We start from the raw sequence: 22,003 nt of genomic DNA on the forward strand, positions 1-22,003 counted from the left end.
GAAGCGTGTCGGTGCGGAAGATATAGCCGTTCGCCCTGAGCTTGTCGAAGGGCGGCAGCACGGGGCGTGCAGGGCTAAATTCGGTCGCGCGTGGTCTGGCGGTGGGTTTCGGCGTGGGTGGACGCAAAGAACGCGCGCGCGTCGCGCCCATCCTTCGCGATGCCCGCTGTGAGGGCCTCGAGGCTGGTGTAGCGCAATTCGTCGTGCAGTTTGTGCAGGAGTTCCACGCGGACGATTTTACCGTAGGCCCCTTCGGTTCCCAGATGCGAGGGCCACTCCAGGCAATGGGTTTCCAGCAGGACCCGCCCGCCGTTGACGTCGTTGGCGTCCAGCGAGGGGCGCACGCCCAGGTTCGCCACGCCCGGCAGCGGCTGGTCGGCCAGCCCGTGGACCAACACCGCGAAGATGCCGCTGGCGGCCGGCTTCCAGTGCTTGAAGCGCAGGTTGAGGGTGCGAAAGCCGTCGTCCAGCCCCGGCGCCGAGGCGCCCAGCGCGCGGCCGAGCTTGCGGCCGTGGACCACGTGGCCGGAGATCGTGTAGGGCCGCCCGAGCAGCGTCTGGGCGTCGGCCATGCGGCCCTCGGCCAGCGCCTCGCGCACGGCGGAGCTGGAAACCCGCAGGCCGTGCACTTCGTAGCTGTTCATGCGCGCCACGTCGAAGCCGCGGGCGTCGCCGGCCGCGTCGAGCATGGCGTAGTCGCCGGCCCGCTTGGCGCCGAAGCGGAAATCGTCGCCCACCAGCACGTAGCGCGCGCCCAGACCGTCGACCAGCACGTTCTGGATGAATTCTTCCGGCGTCTGCGAGGCCAGCCGGTTGTCGAAGGGCAGCACGATGGTCTGCGCCACGCCGCAGGCGGCCAGCTCGCTGAGCTTGTCGCGCAGCGTGCCGATGCGCGCCGGCGCCAAGTCAGGTTTCTTGGTGAGCGCGGCGAAATAATCGCGCGGATGGGGCTCGAAGGTGAGCACGCAGCTCGGCAGCCCGCGCTGGCGGGCCTCGGTCTGCAAAAGCGCGAGCATGGCCTGGTGGCCACGGTGCACGCCGTCGAAATTGCCAATGGTGAGGGCGCAGGCGGGGGCTACGCCCGGGTGCCGGAAGCCGCGAAAAACCTGCATCGGTGAGTATCTTTTTGATAGCGCCTTTCGCCCGTCAAATGGGCGAATCAGGCCGATTTGTCACAAAGCCGGTATATTGTGACGCAGTGCGTTGATTGGCGTGGGTCTCCAACGCGCTCCGTGTCCCTGGTCTTTCCGTGTTCTCTCCCTTTTCGAGGAGGCGTGTGTGAAGGTCTTGAAGCTGTCGGCCCAAGGGCTGCCCCAGTCATGGATTTCGCTGGAACAGGCGGTGATCCACTATGCGGCGGACGAAGTTCGCTGGGAGGTGGGCGCGCAGGTGGCCGTGTTCCGTGGCGGCCACAACGCCATCACGGGCGAGCAATCGCAGATCGCGATCAACAGCATCATCGGCACCAAGGGCGTGCCGCGCATCAATCCCTTCACGCAGCGGCCGGGGCTGACCAACAGCAAGCTGTTCTCGCGCGACCGCAATGTCTGCGCTTATTGCGGCGGTCATTTCCATGAAGACGAGCTCACGCGGGAGCACATCATTCCCTTTGCCCAGAAGGGCATCGACACCTGGATGAACGTGGTCACGGCCTGTAAGCCGTGCAACCACCGCAAGAGCAGCCGCACGCCCGAGCAGGCCAACATGCCGCTGCTTTACGCACCGTACGTGCCCAGCCTCTGGGAAGACTTCATCCTGCGCAACAGGCGCATCCTGGCCGACCAGATGGAGTTCCTGATGGCGCACCTGCCGCAAAGCTCGCGGCTGCACGACACCTAGCTTGATCGCTTCCAGGAAGGCGGCCGCTTCTCGATGAAGGCCTGAACGCCTTCCAGCGCGCTTTCGTCCATCATGTTGCAGGCCATGGTCTGGCTGGCGTCGGCCAGCGCGGCTTCGATGCCGGTTTCGAGCTGGCGGTAGAAGAGAGCCTTGCCCAGCGCCAGTGCCTTGCGGGGCTTGGCGACGATGCTGGCCACCAGCGCCTCGACGGCGGCGTCGAGTTCGGCGGGTGCTGCCACACGGTTGACCAGCCCCTTTTCACGCGCTTCCTCCGCGCCGATGAATTCCCCGGTCACGAGCATCTCGAAGGCTTCCTTGCGCCCGAGATTGCGCGAGAGCGTGACGCTCGGCGTGGCGCAGAACAGCCCCACGTTGACGCCGCTGACAGCGAAGCGGGCCTCGCTCGACGCCACCGCCAGGTCGCATATGGCGACCAGCTGGCAGCCCGCCGCGGTCGCGATGCCGTGCACGCGGGCGATCACCGGCACCTCGAGCTTCTGGATCGACAGCATCATCGCGCCGCAGCGCTCGAACAGCTGCTGGTAGTAGCCGAGCGAGGGTTCGGCGCGCATTTCCTTCAGGTCATGGCCGGCGCAGAAGGCCTTGCCCGCCGCCGCGATGACGACGGCGCGCACGCTTTCGTCGGCCGCTATGTCGCCGAGCGCCTGTTCCAGCGCGCCCAGCATGCCTTCCGAGAGGGCGTTGAACGAGGCCGGGCGGTTCAGCGTCAGCGTGACCACGCCGCGCGCGTCGCGCGAGTGCAGCACGAAGGGGGCGGCGGTGTCGGTCATGGCGAATGCCTCCTCAGTTGGTCAGCTCGAGCACGGTCACGTGCTCCTGCGCGGCGGGCCACGTCAGGCCGGTGATGCGCTCGCCGTTGAACTCGCCGGTCACCGCGCGCGGCGCGCCGCCGCCTTCCAGGCGCAGCCGGGACGTGGCGACACCCGCGCCCTTGGGCGGCACGCCCGGCGGCGGGCTCTTGCCGTCGAAGCGCATGGTGTCCCGCTGGGCGTCGAAGTAGCCGCGCGGGCGCGTGAAGACGACGACCGAGCTCGCGCCGTTGTCGGCCGGCATGATGCGCTCCGGTCGCAGGTGCACGAAGCTGCCGCTGCGCGGGAACGGGCTGCGATAGATGTGCGTGGTGCCGTAGCCCGGTGCGCTCAGGACGAATTCATAGGCGGTGTCGCCGCGTGCGTTGAACGGGCCCCAGCGGCCGTCTGCTCCGACCGTCTTGGTGTGCACGGCCTCGCCGCGCCGTACGCCGGTTGCCGGGTCCACGGCATGGACCGTTACCTGCGCGCCGTTCAGTGCGAGGTTTTCGGCGCCGAGCGCACGGCCGTCGAGCACAACCTTCGTGTCCGGCGCCACGGCGGTGGTGCGCGGCGCTTCTCCGGTCAGGAATTGCCATGTCGCCGCGAATGCCGCAGGCGAGAAAGAAGTCTCGCGGTGGTCCACGCGCGGCAGCACGACATTGGTCGCGCCCTTGAGCGCGGGGCCGTCGAAGCCGATGTTGGTCGGCTTGCCGGGAGCGCCGATCCATGTGCCGTCGGGCTGCGCGTACTTGTCGTTGTTGTCGGAGCGCAGGGTCATCCACTTCACGCCCGGCGTGACTTCCTCTCCGTTCGGCCCCTTCGGCGCATTGAGCTGCCGCATGAAGCCCGAGAGACCCGAGAACTCGTTGTTCTCCCGGAAGCCCTTCACCGCCCAGATGCCGTGCGCGGGGTTGCCGCCCAGCACCACATGGCTCACCACGGCCGCGCCGCCGCCGTTCTGCACGTAGTTGCGAATGGTGTTGCCGCCGCGCGAATTGCCGATCAGCACCACCTTGGCGGCGCCCGTGTCCTTCAGCACCTTGTCGACCTGGGCCTTGAGGAACGCCGCCGACTCGGCCGTCGAACTGCGTCCGGGCTGGGCCACGGCGTCGTCGTCGCGCGCGAGCGGGTTCGGCTGGTCGAAGGCGAAGAGCCGGTCGGCCGGCCAGCCGTTCGACTCGAAACGCCAGATCGTCGTCTGCCAGAGCGCGGCCGAGTCGCCGTTGCCGTGCACGAACACGATCGGCGGCCGCTCCGCATACGACGGCGAGGTGGGTGAAGAGGTGGCGCAGGCGGTCAGCATGGCGGTGGCGGCTGTCCCGATGACGGCCATGGCTAGAAGGGTGCGGCGGGATTGCATGTTTCGGTCCTGGGGCTGGAGTGCACGTGAAAACGCCCGCCGGCGCAAGAGCGGGCGGGCGTTGCCGGATGCTAGCGGAACACTGTGAAACCGGCTTTGCCGGGCCGCGGGTGCCGCCGCTGTTGTCGTTATGCGAAGACGCCGGCGGTGTCCTGCATGCGGGCCGACACTTCGCCCAGGTGGTGCAAGGTGTCGCCGAAGGTCAGCTCGAGCTGCGTGAGCTTGCGGAAGTAGTGGCTGCCGATGTATTCGTCGGTCACCCCGATGCCGCCGTGCAGCTGCACCGAGTTGGCGGCCACGTAGCGCATCGACGTACCCAGCTGGTACTTGGCGCGCGCCAGCGCCTGGCGGCGTTCTTCCGCCGGGGCGTTGAGCTTGAGCGTCGCGTAGTAGCTCATCGAGCGCGCGAGTTCGAGCTGCATCTTCATGTCGGCGACGCGATGGCGCAGCGCCTGGAAGCTGGAGATGACCACGCCGAACTGCTTGCGCTGGTTCAGGTATTCCACGGTGAGGGCCACGGTCTTGTCCATCACGCCCACTGCCTCGGCGCAGGTGGCGGCAATGCCGACATCCACCGCGTATTCGAGCGCTGCCAGGCCGTCGAGCGTGACCAGCGTGGCGTCGGCCTTGTCGAACACGACTTCGGCGGCACGGGAGCCGTCCTGCGTGCCGTAGCCGCGCGCTTCGACGCCGCTGGCGCTGCGCTCGACCAGGAAGAGGGCGATCTTGCCGTCGACCTTGGCGGGCACCAGGTAGGCATCGGCTTCGTCGCCCACCGGCACCACGCTCTTGGCGCCGTTCAACGACCAGCCGTTGCCGTTCTTCGCGGCATGGGCGTCGCACACGTCCAGGCGGTAGCGCGCCTTGCGCTCCTGGTACGCCAGCACCACGATGGCCTGGCCACCGGCGATGCGCGGCAGCCAGCCGTTCTGGATATCGGTGCCGGCGTAGCCGTTGAGCACCGCACCGGCGATCAGCGTCTGCGCGAAGGGCTCCAGCACGATGCCGCGGCCCAGCTCTTCCATGACGACCATGCCGGCCACCGGGCCCATGCCCAGGCCGCCGTTGTCCTCGCTGATGTACAGGCCGCCCAGGCCGAGTTCGGCCAGCTCGTCCCAGGCTTCGCGCGAGAAGCCGCCCTTGGCTTCGATGCCGCGGCGGCGCTCGAAGTCATAGCCCTTGTCGACCCACTTGCGAACGGCGTCGCGCAGTTGTTCCTGGTCGTCGGAAAAATTGAAATCCATGTTCGTGTCTCCTCAGCCCAGAACCGTCTGCGCGACGATGTTGCGTTGCACTTCGTTCGAGCCACCGTAGATGGTGGTCTTGCGCATGTTGAAGAAGGTCGACGTCAGCGGCGCGAGCGCCGGGTTGCCGCCCGGGAAGTTGCCTTGCCAGCCGGCTTCCATCGCCTCGCGGATCAGTGGCAGCGAGTAGGCGCCGCCGGCCAGCATCATCAGTTCGCTGTAGCGCTGCTGGATCTCGCTGCCGCGGATCTTCAGCAGGCCCGCCACGTCCAGCGAGTTCTTGCCCGAGGTGGCGGCCGACAGCACGCGCAGCACCATCATCTCCAGGGCGACGATGTCGACTTCGAGCTTGGCGATCTCGTCGCGGAAGCGCTGGTCTTCGTACACGCCTTCGCTCTTGGCGATGCGCTTGAGGCGCTCGAGTTCGCGTTTGGCGCGGTTCACGTCGGCGATGTTGGTGCGCTCGTGCGAGAGCAGGTGCTTGGCGTAGGTCCAGCCCTTGTTCTCTTCGCCGATCAGGTTCTCGGCGGGCACTTCGACGTTGTCGAAGAACACCTCGTTCACTTCATGGCCGCCGTCGAGCAGCTTGATCGGGCGCACGGTGACGCCAGGCGACTTCATGTCGAGCAGCAGGAAGCTGATGCCAGTCTGGGGCTTGCCTTCGTTGCTGGTGCGCACGAGGTTGAACATCCAGTCGCCGTACTGGCCGAGCGTGGTCCAGGTCTTCTGGCCGTTGACGATGTATTTGTCGCCTTTGCGCTCTGCCTTGGTCTTGACCGAAGCGAGGTCGGAACCCGAGCCCGGTTCGCTGTAGCCCTGGCTCCACCAGACTTCGCCGCTGGCGATGCCCGGGAGGAAGCGCTTCTGCTGCTCGGCGTTGCCGAAGGCCATGATCACCGGTGCGACCATCACGGGGCCGAACGGCACGATGCGCGGCGCGCCGGCCAGCGCGGTTTCTTCCTCGAACAGGTGGCGCTGCACGGCGGTCCAGCCGGGGCCGCCGAATTCCTTGGGCCAGCCGTAACCCAGCCAGCCCTTCTTGCCGAGGATCTTGGCCCAGCCTTGCAAATCGTCGCGCGTCAGCTCGAGCGCGTTGTGCACCTTGTGTGAAATCTCTTGGGGAAGGTTTTCTTTGACCCAGGCGCGAACCTCTTCGCGGAACTTCTGTTCTTCGGGTGTGAAGCTCAAATCCATGCGTGCCTCGCTGTGTTGATCGGTTCACCGCAGACGCGGTGTGTCTCCGGAGTCGTGAGTTTTAGCACGGTCGTGCTGTGAATCGGTGTCCGCGTTGCGACAAGTGCCGCGCGGATAATCCCGCCTCCCATGAAGAACATCGTGATCCTGATCTCCGGCGGCGGCTCCAACATGGCGGCCATCGTGCGCGCCGCCGAGCGCGACCGCTGGGCCGAGCGCTTCGGCGCCCGCATTGCCGCGGTCGTCAGCAACAAGGCCGATGCCGGCGGGCTGGCCATCGCCCGGTCGCACGGCATCGACACCGCCGTGGTTCCGCACAAGGAATTCGCGACCCGCGAGGCTTTCGACGAGGCCCTGGCGACAGTGGTGGACGCGCACTCGCCCGCACTGGTGGTGCTGGCCGGGTTCATGCGCATCCTGACGCCGGGCTTCGTCGGGCGCTATGCCGGACGGCTGGTGAACATCCACCCCTCGCTGCTGCCCGCGTTTCCGGGGCTCCACACGCACCAGCGCGCCATCGAGGCTGGCTGCAAGGTGGCCGGCGTGACCGTGCACCAGGTAACGACCGAACTCGACCATGGCCCGATCCTGGCGCAGGCCGTGGTGCCCGTGCTGCCGGGCGATACGGCAGCCTCCCTGGCCGGCCGGGTGCTGGCGCAGGAGCACTTGTTGTATCCACGAGCGATCGCCGAATGGCTGGCTGATACATCGCGTCACAACCCTTAAAGTTGTTTTATATTCGCGGGTTTTGGGGAGTTCGAAGTGAAAACCAAATCGCTGCTGCTGACCGTTGCCGGCGCCGTTGCTCTGCTCGCAGGCTGCGCCGCCCCGGCCCCCGCGCCCGCCCCGGCACCCGCCGCGCCGGTGCCCCCGCCGGAACCGGTCTACCAGTGCAATGCCGATGGCGCGCGCTTCGCGGTCGGCCAGCCGCTGACGCCGCAGCTGGAAGCCGCTGCCCGCGTGCGCGCCGGCGCCGGCGTGGTGCGGGTGCTGAAGCCCGGCGAGGCAGCGACGATGGAACTCAACGGCGGACGCCTGAACCTCGATGTCGACGCGCGCAACCGCGTGACCGAGGTCCGCTGCGGCTGACGCGCTTCGTCAGCGGCGGCCCAGGGCGGGCCGGCTCTGACTAGATCGGAGTGAATCTCTGCCGCGTGACGCCGTCGATCTCGACGGTTTCGCCGAACATGGCGGCAGGGCGAACCCAGAGACCGTGGGCTCCGTACAAGGCGCGGTACAGCGTCATCGGTTCCAGGGTCTCGCTGTGGCGAACGGTGCCGAGCACCTCGTATTCGCCGCCCTTGTAGTGGCGGTAGCGACCGAGAGGTGTTTCGATCAGGGGAGGCAGGTTGTCTTCGTTGTTCAACGGGGCTTCTTTCTTCAAAAACTGTCGTGGCTTGATTTGACGGGAGTCGGATGGATCGCGCTGATTTTGTTCACCTGGTTCGACTGAGCGAGCATGCCAGCGCGGACGACAGTGCGCGCTATCGACGCAGCGTGGCGGCTTTTGCCGCGCTCGGCTACCTGTGGGTGCTCGGCTGCCTGGCGCTCGCGGTGGGCCTCATCGCCTGGGTGCTGCTGCCGATCCGGGAAGAGCGCTTCACCTTCACGCGCGGCTGGCTGCTGCTGTTTGCGGGCGGCCTGCTCTGGGCCACGATGCGCGCGCTGTGGGTGCGCTTCGACGAGCCCGAGGGCGTGGAACTGCAGCGCGACGACGCGCCCGCGCTCTTCGAGGCGCTCGACCGCATCCGCGCCAGGATCAAGGGGCCGCCGGTCCATCACGTTTACCTAGACGACGAATTCAACGCCAGCATCCGCCAGGTGCCCCGTTTCGGGCTGTTCGGCGGTGCGGTCAATTCGCTGAACATCGGCCTGCCGCTCCTGATGATGCTGGACCGGCGGCGCCTGCTGTCGGTGCTGGCGCACGAATACGGCCACCTGCGCGGCAACCACGGCAAGCTGAGCGCCTGGATCTATCGCACGCGGCTGTCGTGGCTCAAGCTCGATGCCAGCCTGCAGCGCGACGAGGGCGTGATGGCGCTGGTCTCGCAAGCCTTCTTTCGCTGGTACTTTCCGCGCTTCGCGGCCAAGACCTTCGCGCTCGCCCGACAGGACGAATACGAGGCCGACCGCATCTCCGGCCGGCTGCTGGGCACTTCGGTGGCGGCCGCAGCGCTGACCGAGATCGCGATCAAGGGCAGCTGGTACGCCAACGAATTCTGGCCGTGGCACTGGGCGCGCGCCGAGCACGAGCCGCAGCCGCCCGGTCCGTTCGCTGCCCTGCGCAAGCGGGTGCGCACGCCGCCGGCCGACGACTTCGCGCGCCAGGCGCTGCGCGAGGCGATGCGCCGCGTCAGCGATCTGGAGGACACCCACCCGGTCCTGCGCGACCGGCTCGAAGCCCTCGACCAGAAGGCGGCCTTGCCCGAATGGTCGGTGCGCCCGGCGCTGGAGTTGCTGGCCGACCGGAAGAAATGGATCGAGTATTTCGACAACCGCTGGTGCCGTGCCCACGCCGCCGACTGGAAGCAGCACCATGCGCACCGCTCGCGTATCCGCGAACGTATCGGGGTGCTGGCCGCGCGCGGTGAGCGCAACACGCCGGACGAAATGGTCGAATGGGCCGATTCCGAGCGCCGGCTCAACCCGTCCGCGCCGGTGCGAACCCGCTACGAGAGCGCGCTGCGGATCGCGCCCGAGCACCCCGGCGCACTGCGCGGGCTGGTCCAGATGCTGCCGGCGACCGACCGCGCGGCACGGCTGGTGGTGCTCGAGCGGCTGCATGGCTCCGGCGCGGCCAGCCGCTGGTGGGCTGCCAAAAGCGCCGTGGCCTCGCTCGAAGATCCCGATGCCGGGCCGCACGACGAGGTGGCGCTGAAGCTGTGGCGCGGCCGGCTCAAGGAGGCGGAGGAGGCCGAGACGCGCGCCTGGGAGGAAATCACGGGAACGCCGTTTTTCAGCCAGATCTCGCGGCACGACCTGAACGACTACGAACTGGGCGAACTTCGCGCCGACCTCGTGCGCTGCCTTCCCGCCTCGCGGGCCTGGCTGGTGCGCAAGAACCTGCGCGAGTTTCCGTGGCGCCGTGCGTACGTCGTGTTCGTCGAGCTGCCAGGACTGGACGACGAGGACCGCTGGCACATGTGCCGCCAGCTGGAGCAGACGCTCACTTTGCCGGGTGCCGCGCTGGTGCTGTGGGCGGGCCATTCGCCGACGCTGGAAGACATCGAGCGCGAGGCTTTCGGGGCGGTCTGGGCACGCACCGCATAGCCCTTCGGACCGCCGGGCCGGCTGGCTGAGACAATCGGGGGATGCATCCCAAAGCCCTGTTGGAGGCCACCGCCGATCTGGTCGGCCTTGTCCTGAAATTCGATCACCCGGCCGACCAGGTCGTTTCGCGGTTTTTCCGCGACCACCGCGAGTTCGGCCCGCGCGAGCGCGCGGCGCTCGCCGAGACCGTCTACACCGTGCTTCGCAAGAAGCTGCTGTTCGACCATCTTTCGCCTTCGGGCACCGGTTCCAAGGAGCGCCGCATGGCGATCCTCGGTTTCTATGGCCCGCGCGATTTCCTGAAGAGCGCGCTCAACGACACCGAAAAGCGCTGGCTCGACAACTGCGACGCGGTGAAGCCCGACGACCTGCTCGAGCGCCATCGCCACAACCTGCCCGAGTGGCTGGTCGCGCCGCTCAAGGCGCAGCTGGGCGACGGTTTCTGGCCGCTGGTCGAGAGCCTGCAGCAGCCGGCACCGCTTGATTTGCGCGTCAATGCGCTGACCGACAAGCGCGCCGATGTGAAGGTCGAGCTTGCGAAGGCGGCCATCAAATCGGAAGTCACGCCGTTCTCGCCCTGGGGCTTGCGCATCGAGGGCAAGCCGGCGCTGACCAAGCTGGACGCCTTTGCCCGCGGCGCCATCGAGGTGCAGGACGAAGGCTCGCAATTGCTGGCGCTGTTGCTGGACGCCAAACGCGGCGAAATGGTGGTCGATTTCTGCGCCGGCGCCGGCGGCAAGACGCTGGCCATCGGCGCGACCATGCGTAACACCGGCCGGCTCTACGCCTTCGACACCTCGGCCCACCGGCTCGACGCGCTCAAGCCGCGGCTGGCGCGCAGCAAGCTGTCGAACGTGCATCCGGCCGCGATCGCCCATGAGCGCGACGACCGGATCAAGCGTCTGGCGGGCAAGATCGACCGCGTGCTGGTCGATGCGCCGTGCTCGGGACTGGGTACGCTGCGGCGCAATCCGGACCTGAAATGGCGCCAATCGGCCAAGGCGGTCGAGGAATTGACGGTCAAGCAGACAGCCATCCTGCAAAGCGCGGCGCGGCTGGTGAAATCGGGCGGACGTCTGGTTTACGCCACGTGCAGCGTGCTGCCGGAGGAAAACGAGGCCATTGCGGAGGCTTTTGGCGCCGCGAACCCCGATTTCGTGCCCGTGGACGCCGCGGAACTGCTGCAGGGCCTCAAAGTCGAGGGTTTCGAGGCCCTGTGCGCTGGCGGGGAGGGTGGTCGGCGCTATCTGCGGCTCTGGCCGCACCGCCATGCGACCGACGGTTTCTTCGCCGCCGTGTGGAACCGCAAATAGGGATTGCACTCCAAACTAGGGTTAATCTGCGCATTTCTTGAAGGTTTAAAGGGCTTGTTCTAGGCCCTCCCCTTTAAAATCGCGGGTTATCTGAAGGCTGCACCTTCGTGTGGCCATGGAGTACCTGACTCAATGTTGCTTCCTGACTCCGCCGTTCTGAATGCGGCCATCGAATGGCTCGGACACGGCCTGTGGGACATCGCATGGTGGCAAGTCGTGCTGTACACGCTCGTCACCACGCACATCACGATTGCCGCGGTCACCATCTTCCTGCACCGGACGCAAACGCACCGGGCCATGGACCTGGGCCCGATTCCCTCGCATTTCTTCCGTTTCTGGCTCTGGATCGGCACCGGCATGGTGACGAAGGAATGGGTTGCCATTCACCGCAAGCACCACGCCAAGTGCGAAACTCAGGACGACCCGCACAGCCCGCAGGTCAAGGGTATCGACGAAGTGCTCTGGCGCGGCGCCGAACTCTATCGCGCCGAATCCAAGAACAAGGAAACGATGGAGCGCTACGGTCACGGCACGCCCGATGACTGGATCGAGCGCAACCTGTATTCGCGCTACAGCTGGCAAGGCGTGGGCCTCATGCTGATCCTGAACCTGGCGCTGTTCGGCACGCTCGGCATGGCCGTGTGGGCTGTCCAGATGCTGTGGATCCCCATCACCGCCGCCGGCATCATCAACGGCATCGGCCACTACTGGGGCTACCGCAACTTCGAGGCGCCCGACGCCAGCCGCAACATCATGCCCTGGGGCCTGATCATCGGTGGCGAAGAGTTGCACAACAACCATCACACCTACCCGACCTCGGCCAAGTTCTCGGTCAAGAAGTACGAGTTCGACATCGGCTGGATCTACATCCAGGCGCTGCAGAAGCTGGGCTGGGCCAAGGTCAAGAAGGTGCCGCCGAAGATGCTGATGGGCGATATCCAGCCCGTGGCCAACGAAAAGACGCTCGAGGCGGTAATCGCCAATCGTTACGAAGTCATGGCCGGTTATGCGCGCGAAATGCGCCGTGCCACCAGCCAGGAACTGGAAACGCTGAAGACCAAGGGCGCCGATCTGTCGGTGCTCAAGGCCGCCAAGCGCTGGCTGCACCGCGACGACGACAAAGTGCCTGCATCGGCCCGCACGCACGTCTCGCAGGCTCGTGCCGCTCACCCGGTGCTGGACAAGATGGTCACGATGCGCGAAGAGCTGCGCCAGCTTTGGTTGAACACCTCGCAGTCGCGCGAGCAGCTGGCGGCCGATCTGGCGGCCTGGTGCCATCGGGCAGAGGCCAGCGGTATCGCCGGCCTGCGTGATTTCTCTACGCGCCTGCGCGCAGCACGCGCTTAATAGCTTCCGTGCTCAAATCAAAAAGCCGGCCTCAGGGTCGGCTTTTTTGTGTCCGTCGTTTTTTGCCGGTGGTGGTCTTGCGCCATCGCATCGCAAATCGACAGGCAACAAAAAACCCGCTGGGTAAGCAGCGGGTTTTTGTTTTGGAAAACCAGGGCTGAATTACTTCAGCTTGATTTCCTTGTATTCGACATGCTTGCGCGCCTTGGGGTCGAACTTCATGATCGACATCTTTTCAGGCATCGTCTTCTTGTTCTTGCTGGTCGTGTAAAAGTGGCCGGTACCCGCGGTGGATTCCAGCTTGATCTTTTCGCGTCCGCCTTTGCTCGTTGCCATGATTCAGCTCCTTAAGCTTGGCCGCGTGCGCGCAGGTCTGCGAGCACGGAGTCGATACCGTTCTTGTCGATCAGGCGCAGCGCGGCGCTCGAAACGCGCAGGCGAACCCAGCGGTTTTCAGTCTCGACCCAGAAACGGCGGTATTGCAGGTTCGGCAGGAACCGGCGCTTGGTTTTGTTGTTGGCGTGGGAAACGTTGTTTCCGACCATCGGGCCTTTGCCCGTTACGTCGCATACGCGTGCCATGTGGACACTCTTTCTTGAACAGCTGGCACCGGCGCAATCGTGGCGATTGCAGGTGTTTTGCAGCTTGACCTCGCCAGAAACGGGTGGCGGTACCCCGACTTTGCCGCGACTCGTAAGAGAGCCTTGTTTCGGCAAAGCCTCGGATTATAGCCCTTTTGGGCGACCGACCGCTTAAAGCGTGCCGTCCTGCTCCAGGAAGCGCTGTGCGTCGAGTGCGGCCATGCAGCCGGTGCCCGCGCTCGTGATGGCTTGGCGGTACACGTTGTCCTGCACGTCGCCGGCGGCGAAGACGCCCGGAATGCTGGTCATCGTGGCGAAGCCCTGCAGGCCGGAGCGGGTCAGGATGTAGTTGTCCTTCATTTCCAGCTGGCCCTGGAAGATGTCGGTGTTCGGGTGGTGCCCGATGGCGATGAAGCAGCCCTTCAGGTCGATCTGCTCGGTGGCGCCGGTCTGCGTGTTCTTGATGCGGATGCCCGTCACGCCGGTGTCGTCGCCCAGCACCTGGTCGAGTTCGCTGTGCAGCTTCAGCACGATCTTGCCTTCGGCGACCTTCTCCTTGACCTTGTCGATCAGGATGGGTTCGGCGCGGAACTTGTCGCGGCGATGCACCAGCGTCACCTTGTTGGCGATGTTGGCGAGGTAGAGCGCTTCCTCGACCGCGGTGTTGCCGCCGCCGATCACGCAGACTTCCTGCTCGCGGTAGAAGAAGCCGTCGCAGGTGGCGCAGGCGGAGACGCCGCGGCCCATGAACTTCTGCTCCGAGTCGAGGCCCAGGTACTTCGCCGAGGCACCCGTGGCGATGATCAGCGAGTCGCAGGTGTAGGTGCTGCTGTCGCCCGTCAGCGTGAACGGGCGCTTGCTCAGGTCGACCTTGTTGATGTGGTCGAACACGATCTGCGTCTTGAATCGCTCCGCATGTTCCAGAAAGCGCTGCATGAGGTCCGGGCCCTGCACGCCGTGGACGTCGGCCGGCCAGTTGTCGACCTCGGTGGTGGTCATCAGTTGCCCGCCCTGGGCGATGCCCGTGATGAGCAGCGGCTGCAGGTTTGCGCGGGCTGCATAAACGGCGGCGGTGTAGCCGGCGGGGCCGGAGCCGAGAATCAAAACCTTGGCGTGTTGGGGAGCGGACATGAGTAGAAAACCTAGGATATACGCTGATTCAGCGTGTACATTTTCAGGGTGGTAGCGATATATATGGAGTATCACCGCCCGGTTCAACTCCGGGTGAACGGTGTTTTCAATGCGCGCGATTGTAGTAATCCATTGGCTTGCCTTTTGGACCGCTCCGTGCGCTGTAGCAGGGATTGATAAATGTCGATGCTGTCCAACCTCGAATTGCTTCGGCGCGTTCCATTGTTCGCGTCGCTGACGGCCACGCAGTCCGCCAGCATCGCGGACGCGATCATCAAGAAGCGCTTCAAGCGCGCGGAAGTCGTCGTGGAGCAGGGCAAGAAGTCCGATGCGCTCTACATCATCCTGACCGGGCGTGCCCGCGTCACCAGCGCCGACAGCCGCGGCCGCGAGGTCATCCTGGCCACGCTGCACCCCGGCGACTATCTCGGCGAGATGAGCCTGATCGACGACGAGCCGCATTCGGCCACCGTGCGCACCGAAATCCAGTGCGACGTGCTCATGCTGGGCCGCGACGCCTTCGCGCGCTGCCTGCCCGAGAATTCCTCGATGGCCTACAACATCATGCGCGGCCTGGTGCAGCGCCTGCGCCACGCCGACCGCAAGATCGAATCGCTGGCGCTCATGGACGTGTATGGTCGCGTGGCGCGCTCGCTGCTCGAGTTCGCCATCGAGGACGGCGCGGGCAATCTCAAGGTCCGCGACAAGATCTCCCGCCAGGACCTGGCAAAGATGGTCGGTGCCTCGCGCGAAATGGTGAGCCGCGTCATGAAGGATCTCGAGGAGCGCGGCTTCGTGCAGACCCAGGACGACGGGTCGATGATCGTCAAGGAACGGCTCCTGTCCCTGGCTTGAGCCCCCAGGTCGGGCCCGTTACGAGCGGCATCGGCCTTTTGTTGTAGTGTTCGTGCGTCCGGCCCCTGCTTTTCTGGACCGGGTGCCGTGTTTTTCATGACCTATTCGCTCAATACGCTTCAATCTTCCTCTGCCGCCGATGGGCAACCCGTGCGCACGCGCGCCATGCGCTTCGCCCACGAAATCACGCTGATCGCAGGATTCGCAGCGCTGTTGTTCTGGCTGCTCGCAATGCTGAGCTTCACGCTGTCCGATGCCGCCTGGTCGACGTCGGGCACCGGAGGCGAAATCAAGAACTGGGGTGGCCGTGTCGGTGCCTGGCTGGCCGATGGCAGCTACTTTGTCGCGGGCTATTCCGTGTGGTGGTGCCTGGCCGCCGGGCTGCGCGCCTGGCTGTCGTCGCTGGCCAGTTGGCTGCGCGGCGGTGAGCCGGCTTCGACTGCCGAGCAACAGCCTCCGCGCGGCCGCTTCAACCGCAGCCGTCTTGCATTCTGGCTCGGCCTCGTGCTGCTGCTGTGCGCGAGCGCCATGCTCGAATGGTCGCGCCTGTACCGTCTCGAAGGCCATCTGCCGGGTGGTGCTGGTGGCGGTGCAATCGGTGCCCTGGTCGGGCCTTCCAGCGTGCGCTGGCTGGGGTTCACCGGCTCGGCGCTGGTGGCCATTGCCGGCGGCGTGATCGGTTCCGCGCTGGTGTTCCGTTTCTCGTGGAGCCTGATCGCCGAGCGCATCGGCGCGCGTGCCTATTCGCTCTTCGAGTCGCGCCGCGAAAAGCGCGAAATGGCCGCCGACATCGCGATGGGCAAGCAGGCCGCCCGCGAACGCGCCGAGGCCGACGAGCCGGCGTTCACGCGCGGCGGCGAAGCCTCGGGCCGGGGCGGCGAGCCTTCCATGTCCTCCGCGCCGTCGGCCTTCGAGGACGATGACGAAATCCGCATCGAGCCGCGTGCCAAGCGCCGCCCACCGTCTCCGCCGGTGCAGATCGAGCCGGCAATGACCGAGGTGCCCAAGAGCGATCGCGTCGTCAAGGAGCGCCAGAAGCCGCTCTTCAAGGAACTGCCCGACAGCAAGCTGCCGCAGGTCGATCTGCTCGACGCCGCGCAGGCGCGCCAGGAAACCGTATCTTCCGACACGCTCGAGATGACCTCGCGCATGATCGAGAAGAAGCTCAAGGACTTCGGCGTCGAGGTGCGCGTGGTGCTCGCTTCGCCGGGCCCTGTCATCACGCGCTATGAAATCGAGCCCGCCACCGGCGTCAAGGGCTCGCAGATCGTCAACCTTGCCAAGGACCTCGCGCGTTCGCTCTCGCTGGTGTCGATCCGCGTGGTCGAGACCATCCCGGGCAAGAACTACATGGCGCTCGAGTTGCCGAACGCCAAGCGCCAGTCGATCAAGCTCAGCGAAATCCTGGGCTCGCAGATCTACAACGAAGGCAAGTCGATGCTCACCATGGGCCTCGGCAAGGACATCATCGGCAACCCCGTGGTGGCCGACCTCGCGAAGATGCCGCACGTGCTGGTGGCCGGTACCACCGGCTCGGGCAAGTCGGTGGGTATCAACGCGATGATCCTTTCGCTGCTCTACAAGGCCGAGGCGCGCGACGTTCGCCTGCTCATGATCGACCCGAAGATGCTCGAAATGTCGGTCTACGAAGGCATCCCGCACCTGCTGGCGCCCGTGGTCACCGACATGCGCCAGGCGGCTCACGGCCTGAACTGGTGCGTGGCCGAGATGGAGCGCCGCTACAAGCTCATGAGCAAGCTCGGCGTGCGCAACCTGGCGGGCTACAACACCAAGATCGACGAAGCCAAGGCGCGCGAGGAGTTCATCTACAACCCCTTCAGCCTCACGCCGGACGATCCGGAACCGCTCAAGCGCGAACCGCACATCGTCGTGGTGATCGACGAGCTGGCCGACCTGATGATGGTGGTCGGCAAGAAGATCGAAGAGCTGATCGCCCGCCTCGCGCAGAAGGCGCGGGCCGCCGGCATTCACCTGATCCTGGCCACGCAGCGCCCCAGCGTCGACGTGATCACCGGCCTCATCAAGGCCAACATCCCGACCCGCATCGCGTTCCAGGTGTCGAGCAAGATCGACAGCCGCACCATCCTCGACCAGATGGGCGCCGAAGCGCTGCTCGGCATGGGCGACATGCTCTACATGCCCAGCGGCACCGGCCTGCCTGTGCGCGTGCACGGCGCCTTCGTGAGCGACGAGGAGGTGCATCGCGTGGTGGCCTACCTCAAGAGCCAGGGCGAGCCCGACTACATCGAGGGCGTGCTCGAAGGCGGCACGGTCGATGGCGATGGTGACGGCGACATGCTGGGTGGCGGCGGCGATGCCGAAAAAGACCCGATGTACGACCAGGCCGTCGAGGTCGTGCTCAAGAACCGCAAGGCCAGCATCTCGCTGGTGCAGCGCCACCTGAAGATCGGCTACAACCGCGCCGCTCGCCTGGTCGAGGACATGGAAAAAGCCGGCCTCGTCAGCGCCATGAGCGGCAGCGGCCAGCGCGAAATTCTGGTGCCGGCGCGCGCGGCCGAATAATTCGCGGGGCTGGACCGGTATTTCTGGTTACGGGTTGAAAGGAAATTTGCAAAAAGCCATTCGGCATTGCAAATCTTCATCAAGACCTACACCTGTCGCAATTGGCGGCAGGTAGGGTCTGAACCCGGTGTCACGGCCCCGTGCCACAGCCTTACAGCTATTGCGAGGAATTCAAATTGAAATTGCGTCATTGGCTATTGATTGGCCTCGTGTGTTCCGCCAACGCCTGGGCGGGCGGCCTCGAAAGCCTCGAAACCTTCGTGAAGACGGTCAAGTCCGGCCGCGCCGATTTCACCCAGACCGTGACCGCGCCGTCGCGCGAAGGCCAGCCGGGCCGCACCAAGACATCGACCGGCACCTTCGAGTTTCAGCGTCCGGGCAAATTCAAGTTCGACTACCAGAAGCCCTTTGCGCAGAGCATCGTGGCCGACGGCAGGACGCTCTGGCTCTACGACGCCGACCTGAACCAGGTCACGCAGCGCGCGCAGGCACAGGCGCTGGGCTCCACGCCCGCCGCGCTGATTGCCGCCGCGCCCGACCTGAAGGCGCTACAGGCCGACTTCACGCTCGAGGCTTCGCCCGACCGCGACGGCCTGCAATGGGTCAAGGCGACGCCGAAGAACAAGGACGGCCAGCTGCAGAGCGTGCAGGTGGGCTTCCAGGGCGACGCGCTCGCGGCGCTCGAAATCCTCGACAGCTTCGGCCAGCGTTCGGTGCTCAAGTTCAGCAAGGTCGAAGTGAACCCTTCGCTGCCGGCCAGCGTGTTCGACTTCAAGGCGCCCGCCGGCGCCGACGTCGTCAAGCAATAAGCCGCCAAGCGTAGAACCGGTTTGGCCACCAGCGCGCATCAACCTCTTGCCGAGCGCCTGCGTCCGCGCACGCTCGGCGAAGTGATCGGCCAGCAGCACCTGCTGGGGCCGGGCATGTCGCTGCGCATCGCGTTCGAATCGGGCCAGCCGCATTCGTGCATCCTCTGGGGCCCGCCCGGCACCGGCAAGACCACCATCGCGCGGCTCATGGCCGACGCCTTCGACGCGCAGTTCCTGAGCATCAGCGCGGTGCTCGGAGGCGTGAAGGACATCCGCGAAGCCGTGGACCTTGCCACCGCCGCGCGCGACGGGCTCACGCAGCAGCGCACCATCGTCTTCGTCGACGAAGTGCACCGCTTCAACAAGAGCCAGCAGGACGCCTTCCTGCCGCATGTGGAGTCGGGGCTCTTCACCTTCATCGGCGCGACCACCGAGAACCCGTCGTTCGAGGTCAACTCCGCGTTGCTCTCGCGTGCCGCCGTGTACGTGCTGCAGTCGCTCAACGAAGACGACCTCAAGCAGATCGTGACGCGCGCGCAGGACATCCAGGCCGTGCCCGCCATCGACACCGCGGCGGTCGACCGCCTCGTGGCGTATGCCGACGGCGACGCACGCCGTCTGCTCAACACGCTCGAGACGCTCGCTGTCGCGGCGCGCGCCGAGAAGCTCTCGAACATCTCCGACGAATGGCTGCTGCGTGTGCTCGGCGAGCGCATGCGGCGCTACGACAAGGGCGGCGAGCAGTTCTACGACACCATCAGCGCGCTGCATAAATCGGTGCGCGGCAGCGACCCCGACGCCGCGCTCTATTGGTTCGTGCGCATGCTCGACGGCGGCGCCGATCCGCGCTACATGGCGCGACGACTCGTACGCATGGCGAGCGAAGACATCGGCCTGGCCGACCCGCGCGCGTTGCGCCTTGCACTCGACGCGGCCGAGGTCTACGAACGGCTGGGTACCCCGGAAGGCGAACTGGCGCTGGCCGAGTGCGTGGTCTACCTTGCCATCGCGCCCAAGTCGAACGCCGTCTACAAGGCCTACAACGCGGTGCGCGCCCTCGTGAAGAAGGACAGCACGCGCCCGGTGCCCATGCACCTGCGCAATGCACCCACCAAGCTCATGAAAGAGCTCGACTACGGTAAGGGTTACCGCTATGCGCACGACGAGGAGGGCGGTTTCGCCGCCGGCGAGCGCTACCTTCCCGACGGCCTGGAAGGCCAGGTTTTCTATGAGCCCGTCGACCGCGGGCTCGAAATCCGCATCGGCGAAAAGCTTCGCGAACTGCGCCGCCTGAACGCTGAAGGCAACGACTGATACGGTCTTGCAACATGCGCGCAAGCCGTGCATGACCCCACGCACATACAGCATGAGGTGAGCGGGTAAACCCCGGTCAACACGCACCAAATCAGCGCTGGTGCGTGACTACAATCCCGCCCACAAATCCGCCGGCGACACATGTTGGCTGGTTTTTTGCTTATCAAGCTGGGGGCGCCAAACCGGTGCCCCAGTGGGTGAATGGCACCCCGCAACGGTGCAACACATAGGGAACGAGATATGGACATTTTGCTGCAGCAGATCATCAACGGTCTGGTTCTCGGCAGCATGTATGCCTTGATAGCCTTGGGCTACACCATGGTGTACGGCATCATCAATCTGATCAACTTTGCGCACGGAGAAGTATTGATGGTGGGGGCTCTGACGAGCTGGACCATCATCGGGCTCATGAAGGACGGCATGCCCAACACACCGGGCTGGTTGATCCTCCTCATTGCCCTGGTCATTGCCTGCATCGTCGCGGCAACCCTCAATTTCGTGATCGAGAAAGTGGCTTACCGGCCGCTGCGCAACAGCCCCAAGCTCGCGCCGCTGATCACCGCCATCGGCATGTCGATCCTGCTGCAGACGCTGGCGATGATCATCTGGAAGCCGACCAACAAGGCCTATCCCAACCTGCTGCCCACCGACCCCATCCACGTGGCCGGCGCGGTGATCTCTCCCACCCAGGTCATGATCCTCAGCGTCACGGCGTTCTCGCTCGTGGTGCTCATGTGGCTGGTCAACTACACCAAGCTCGGCCGCGCGATGCGCGCCACCGCGGAGAACCCGCGCGTTGCCGCCCTCATGGGCATTCGCCCCGACATGGTCATCTCGGCCACCTTCATCATCGGTGCCGTGCTCGCGGCCATCGCCGGCGTGATGTACGCATCGAACTACGGCATCGCGCAACACGCGATGGGCTTCCTGCCCGGCCTGAAGGCCTTCACCGCCGCGGTGTTCGGCGGCATCGGCAACCTCGCGGGCGCGGTGGTCGGGGGCATCCTGCTGGGGCTCATCGAAGCCATCGGCTCGGGCTACATCGGCACCATCACGGGTGGCGTGCTGGGCAGCAACTACAGCGACATCTTCGCGTTCATCGTGCTGATCGTCATGCTCACCCTGCGTCCGTCCGGCCTGCTCGGCGAACGCGTGGCGGACCGTGCCTAAGGAGCGAGACATGAAGAACAGCAAGAACCTCGCGCTCTACATCGTCGGCGCCATCGCCGTGCTCGCACTGCCCCTGCTGCTGCAGATGCAAGGCAACGCCTGGGTGCGCATCGCCGACATCGCACTGCTCTACGTGCTGCTGGCACTGGGCCTGAACATCGTGGTCGGCTATGCTGGCCTGCTCGACCTGGGCTATGTGGCCTTCTTCGCGGTGGGGGCCTACCTCTTCGCGCTCATGGGCTCGTCGCATCTGACCGAGACCTTCCCGTGGTTCGCGCAGATGTTCCCGAACGGCATGCACACCTCGCTGCTGATCGTGATACCGCTGGCGCTGGTGGTGGCCGGCTGCCTCGGCGTGCTGCTGGGGGCGCCCACGCTCAAGCTGCGCGGCGACTACCTGGCCATCGTCACGCTGGGCTTCGGCGAAATCATCCGCGTGTTCCTGAACAACCTGGACCAGCCCGTCAACATCACCAACGGTCCGAAGGGCATCACCGCCATCGACTCCATCAAGTTCTGGGGCCTGGACCTCGGCAAGGCATGGAAGTTCGACGGCTTCACGATCTCTTCGGTGTCGCTTTACTACTACCTGTTCCTGGCGCTCGTGGTCGCGACCGTGATCATTTCGCACCGCCTGCAGACCTCGCGCATCGGCCGCGCCTGGATGGCCATCCGCGAAGACGAGATCGCCGCCAAGGCCATGGGCATCAACACCCGCAACATGAAGCTGCTGGCCTTCGGCATGGGCGCGAGCTTCGGCGGTGTGTCGGGCGCGATGTTCGCCGCCTTCCAGGGCTTCGTGTCGCCCGAGTCCTTCAGCCTGATGGAGTCGGTGATGATCGTGGCGATGGTGGTGCTCGGCGGCATCGGCCACCTGCCCGGCGTGATTTTGGGCGCCGTGCTGCTGGCGGCCTTGCCCGAAGTGCTGCGCTACGTGGCCGGCCCGCTGCAGGCGGCCACCGACGGTCGCCTCGACGCATCGATCCTGCGCCAGCTGTTCATCGCGCTGGCCATGATCGTCATCATGCTGCTGCGCCCGCGCGGCCTGTGGCCTTCGCCGGAGCACGGCAAGACGCTGGCCAGGAAGGGCGGCGTGCCCGTCGACCCGGCCCATGCGGCCGTGGCCCCGGGTTCGCTGCAGACACACGCGCCGGGCATCGATACGCCCGCCGACGAATTGCCGGGTGCGGCCTCGCGTCCCATGTCGATCAATCCCTGAA

Annotated in this window: 21 protein-coding genes; 12 read left to right on the forward strand and 9 right to left on the reverse strand. The window is 65.8% G+C overall.

Annotated elements, in window-relative coordinates; genetic code table 11:
• Positions 1 to 74 precede the first annotated feature (74 nt).
• On the reverse strand, positions 75 to 1,112 hold the full coding sequence (locus L3V85_RS09570; RefSeq protein WP_237679078.1) for a bifunctional riboflavin kinase/FAD synthetase: 1,038 nt from the start codon (positions 1,110 to 1,112) through the stop codon (positions 75 to 77).
• Positions 1,113 to 1,278: 166 nt separating this feature from the next.
• Here L3V85_RS09570 and L3V85_RS09575 point away from each other — a divergent pair, with 166 nt between their 5' ends.
• On the forward strand, positions 1,279 to 1,839 hold the full coding sequence (locus tag L3V85_RS09575; RefSeq protein WP_093245882.1) for an HNH endonuclease: 561 nt from the start codon (positions 1,279 to 1,281) through the stop codon (positions 1,837 to 1,839).
• On the opposite strand, the gene L3V85_RS09580 is transcribed toward L3V85_RS09575, so the two are convergent.
• From L3V85_RS09580 to L3V85_RS09595, 4 genes are all read right to left on the reverse strand, one after another.
• Positions 1,836 to 2,630 (reverse strand): enoyl-CoA hydratase, encoded by a 795-nt coding sequence (locus tag L3V85_RS09580; protein ID WP_237679079.1) that lies wholly within the window; start codon positions 2,628 to 2,630, stop codon positions 1,836 to 1,838. The two genes, L3V85_RS09575 and L3V85_RS09580, sit on opposite strands and share 4 nt — an antisense overlap.
• A 13-nt stretch (positions 2,631 to 2,643) precedes the next feature.
• Complete coding sequence (locus tag L3V85_RS09585; RefSeq protein WP_237679080.1) at positions 2,644 to 4,011, reverse strand: alpha/beta fold hydrolase; 1,368 nt, start codon at positions 4,009 to 4,011, stop codon at positions 2,644 to 2,646.
• A 128-nt stretch (positions 4,012 to 4,139) separates the two neighbouring features.
• Positions 4,140 to 5,255, reverse strand: coding sequence for an acyl-CoA dehydrogenase family protein (locus tag L3V85_RS09590; protein WP_237679081.1), 1,116 nt, complete (start codon positions 5,253 to 5,255; stop codon positions 4,140 to 4,142).
• A 12-nt stretch (positions 5,256 to 5,267) separates the two neighbouring features.
• Complete coding sequence (locus L3V85_RS09595) at positions 5,268 to 6,449, reverse strand: acyl-CoA dehydrogenase family protein (protein WP_237679082.1); 1,182 nt, start codon at positions 6,447 to 6,449, stop codon at positions 5,268 to 5,270.
• 129 nt (positions 6,450 to 6,578) lie between these two features.
• On the opposite strand from L3V85_RS09595, the gene purN reads away from it, so the two are divergent.
• Both purN and L3V85_RS09605 read left to right on the forward strand, forming a co-directional pair.
• A complete protein-coding gene (purN, locus tag L3V85_RS09600; RefSeq protein WP_237679083.1) occupies positions 6,579 to 7,175 on the forward strand; it encodes a phosphoribosylglycinamide formyltransferase in 597 nt (198 codons plus the stop codon).
• Between the two features lie 36 nt (positions 7,176 to 7,211).
• On the forward strand, positions 7,212 to 7,538 hold the full coding sequence (locus tag L3V85_RS09605) for an I78 family peptidase inhibitor (RefSeq protein WP_237679084.1): 327 nt from the start codon (positions 7,212 to 7,214) through the stop codon (positions 7,536 to 7,538).
• Positions 7,539 to 7,578: 40 nt separating this feature from the next.
• Here the strand turns inward: L3V85_RS09605 and L3V85_RS09610 are convergent, their stop codons facing one another.
• On the reverse strand, positions 7,579 to 7,815 hold the full coding sequence (locus L3V85_RS09610) for a DUF1653 domain-containing protein (RefSeq protein WP_237679085.1): 237 nt from the start codon (positions 7,813 to 7,815) through the stop codon (positions 7,579 to 7,581).
• Positions 7,816 to 7,865: 50 nt separating this feature from the next.
• Here L3V85_RS09610 and L3V85_RS09615 point away from each other — a divergent pair, with 50 nt between their 5' ends.
• The 3 genes from L3V85_RS09615 to L3V85_RS09625 all read left to right on the forward strand — a co-directional run bounded on the left by L3V85_RS09615 (position 7,866) and on the right by L3V85_RS09625 (position 12,379).
• Positions 7,866 to 9,719, forward strand: a complete 1,854-nt coding sequence (locus L3V85_RS09615; protein WP_237679086.1) for a M48 family metallopeptidase — start codon at positions 7,866 to 7,868, stop codon at positions 9,717 to 9,719.
• 41 nt (positions 9,720 to 9,760) lie between these two features.
• A complete protein-coding gene (locus tag L3V85_RS09620) occupies positions 9,761 to 11,032 on the forward strand; it encodes an RsmB/NOP family class I SAM-dependent RNA methyltransferase (RefSeq protein WP_237679087.1) in 1,272 nt (423 codons plus the stop codon).
• Positions 11,033 to 11,164: 132 nt separating this feature from the next.
• Entirely contained in the window at positions 11,165 to 12,379 is a 1,215-nt protein-coding gene (locus L3V85_RS09625) for a DesA family fatty acid desaturase (RefSeq protein ID WP_237679088.1), read from the forward strand.
• A 162-nt stretch (positions 12,380 to 12,541) separates the two neighbouring features.
• Here the strand turns inward: L3V85_RS09625 and rpmG are convergent, their stop codons facing one another.
• The 3 genes from rpmG to trxB all read right to left on the reverse strand — a co-directional run bounded on the left by rpmG (position 12,542) and on the right by trxB (position 14,091).
• On the reverse strand, positions 12,542 to 12,715 hold the full coding sequence (gene rpmG / locus L3V85_RS09630; protein WP_007830291.1) for a 50S ribosomal protein L33: 174 nt from the start codon (positions 12,713 to 12,715) through the stop codon (positions 12,542 to 12,544).
• A gap of 11 nt (positions 12,716 to 12,726) precedes the next feature.
• Complete coding sequence (gene rpmB, locus L3V85_RS09635) at positions 12,727 to 12,960, reverse strand: 50S ribosomal protein L28 (protein ID WP_081265743.1); 234 nt, start codon at positions 12,958 to 12,960, stop codon at positions 12,727 to 12,729.
• A 171-nt stretch (positions 12,961 to 13,131) separates the two neighbouring features.
• A complete protein-coding gene (gene trxB, locus L3V85_RS09640; RefSeq protein WP_237679089.1) occupies positions 13,132 to 14,091 on the reverse strand; it encodes a thioredoxin-disulfide reductase in 960 nt (319 codons plus the stop codon).
• Positions 14,092 to 14,271: 180 nt separating this feature from the next.
• Here trxB and L3V85_RS09645 point away from each other — a divergent pair, with 180 nt between their 5' ends.
• From L3V85_RS09645 to L3V85_RS09670, 6 genes are all read left to right on the forward strand, one after another.
• Positions 14,272 to 14,946 (forward strand): Crp/Fnr family transcriptional regulator, encoded by a 675-nt coding sequence (locus L3V85_RS09645; protein WP_126023131.1) that lies wholly within the window; start codon positions 14,272 to 14,274, stop codon positions 14,944 to 14,946.
• 96 nt (positions 14,947 to 15,042) lie between these two features.
• Positions 15,043 to 17,490 (forward strand): DNA translocase FtsK, encoded by a 2,448-nt coding sequence (locus tag L3V85_RS09650; protein ID WP_237679090.1) that lies wholly within the window; start codon positions 15,043 to 15,045, stop codon positions 17,488 to 17,490.
• A gap of 176 nt (positions 17,491 to 17,666) precedes the next feature.
• On the forward strand, positions 17,667 to 18,299 hold the full coding sequence (lolA, locus tag L3V85_RS09655; protein WP_237679091.1) for an outer membrane lipoprotein chaperone LolA: 633 nt from the start codon (positions 17,667 to 17,669) through the stop codon (positions 18,297 to 18,299).
• 21 nt (positions 18,300 to 18,320) lie between these two features.
• Positions 18,321 to 19,613, forward strand: coding sequence for a replication-associated recombination protein A (locus L3V85_RS09660; protein WP_237679092.1), 1,293 nt, complete (start codon positions 18,321 to 18,323; stop codon positions 19,611 to 19,613).
• A gap of 240 nt (positions 19,614 to 19,853) precedes the next feature.
• Positions 19,854 to 20,783 carry a branched-chain amino acid ABC transporter permease gene (locus tag L3V85_RS09665; RefSeq protein WP_237679093.1) on the forward strand — a complete coding sequence of 310 codons (930 nt, stop codon included), beginning with the start codon at positions 19,854 to 19,856 and terminating at the stop codon, positions 20,781 to 20,783.
• 10 nt (positions 20,784 to 20,793) lie between these two features.
• Positions 20,794 to 22,002, forward strand: coding sequence for a branched-chain amino acid ABC transporter permease (locus L3V85_RS09670; RefSeq protein ID WP_237679094.1), 1,209 nt, complete (start codon positions 20,794 to 20,796; stop codon positions 22,000 to 22,002).
• Position 22,003: the final 1 nt, after the last annotated feature.

It is taken from the genome of Variovorax paradoxus (assembly GCF_022009635.1).
Taxonomy (GTDB): Bacteria; Pseudomonadota; Gammaproteobacteria; order Burkholderiales; family Burkholderiaceae_C; genus Variovorax.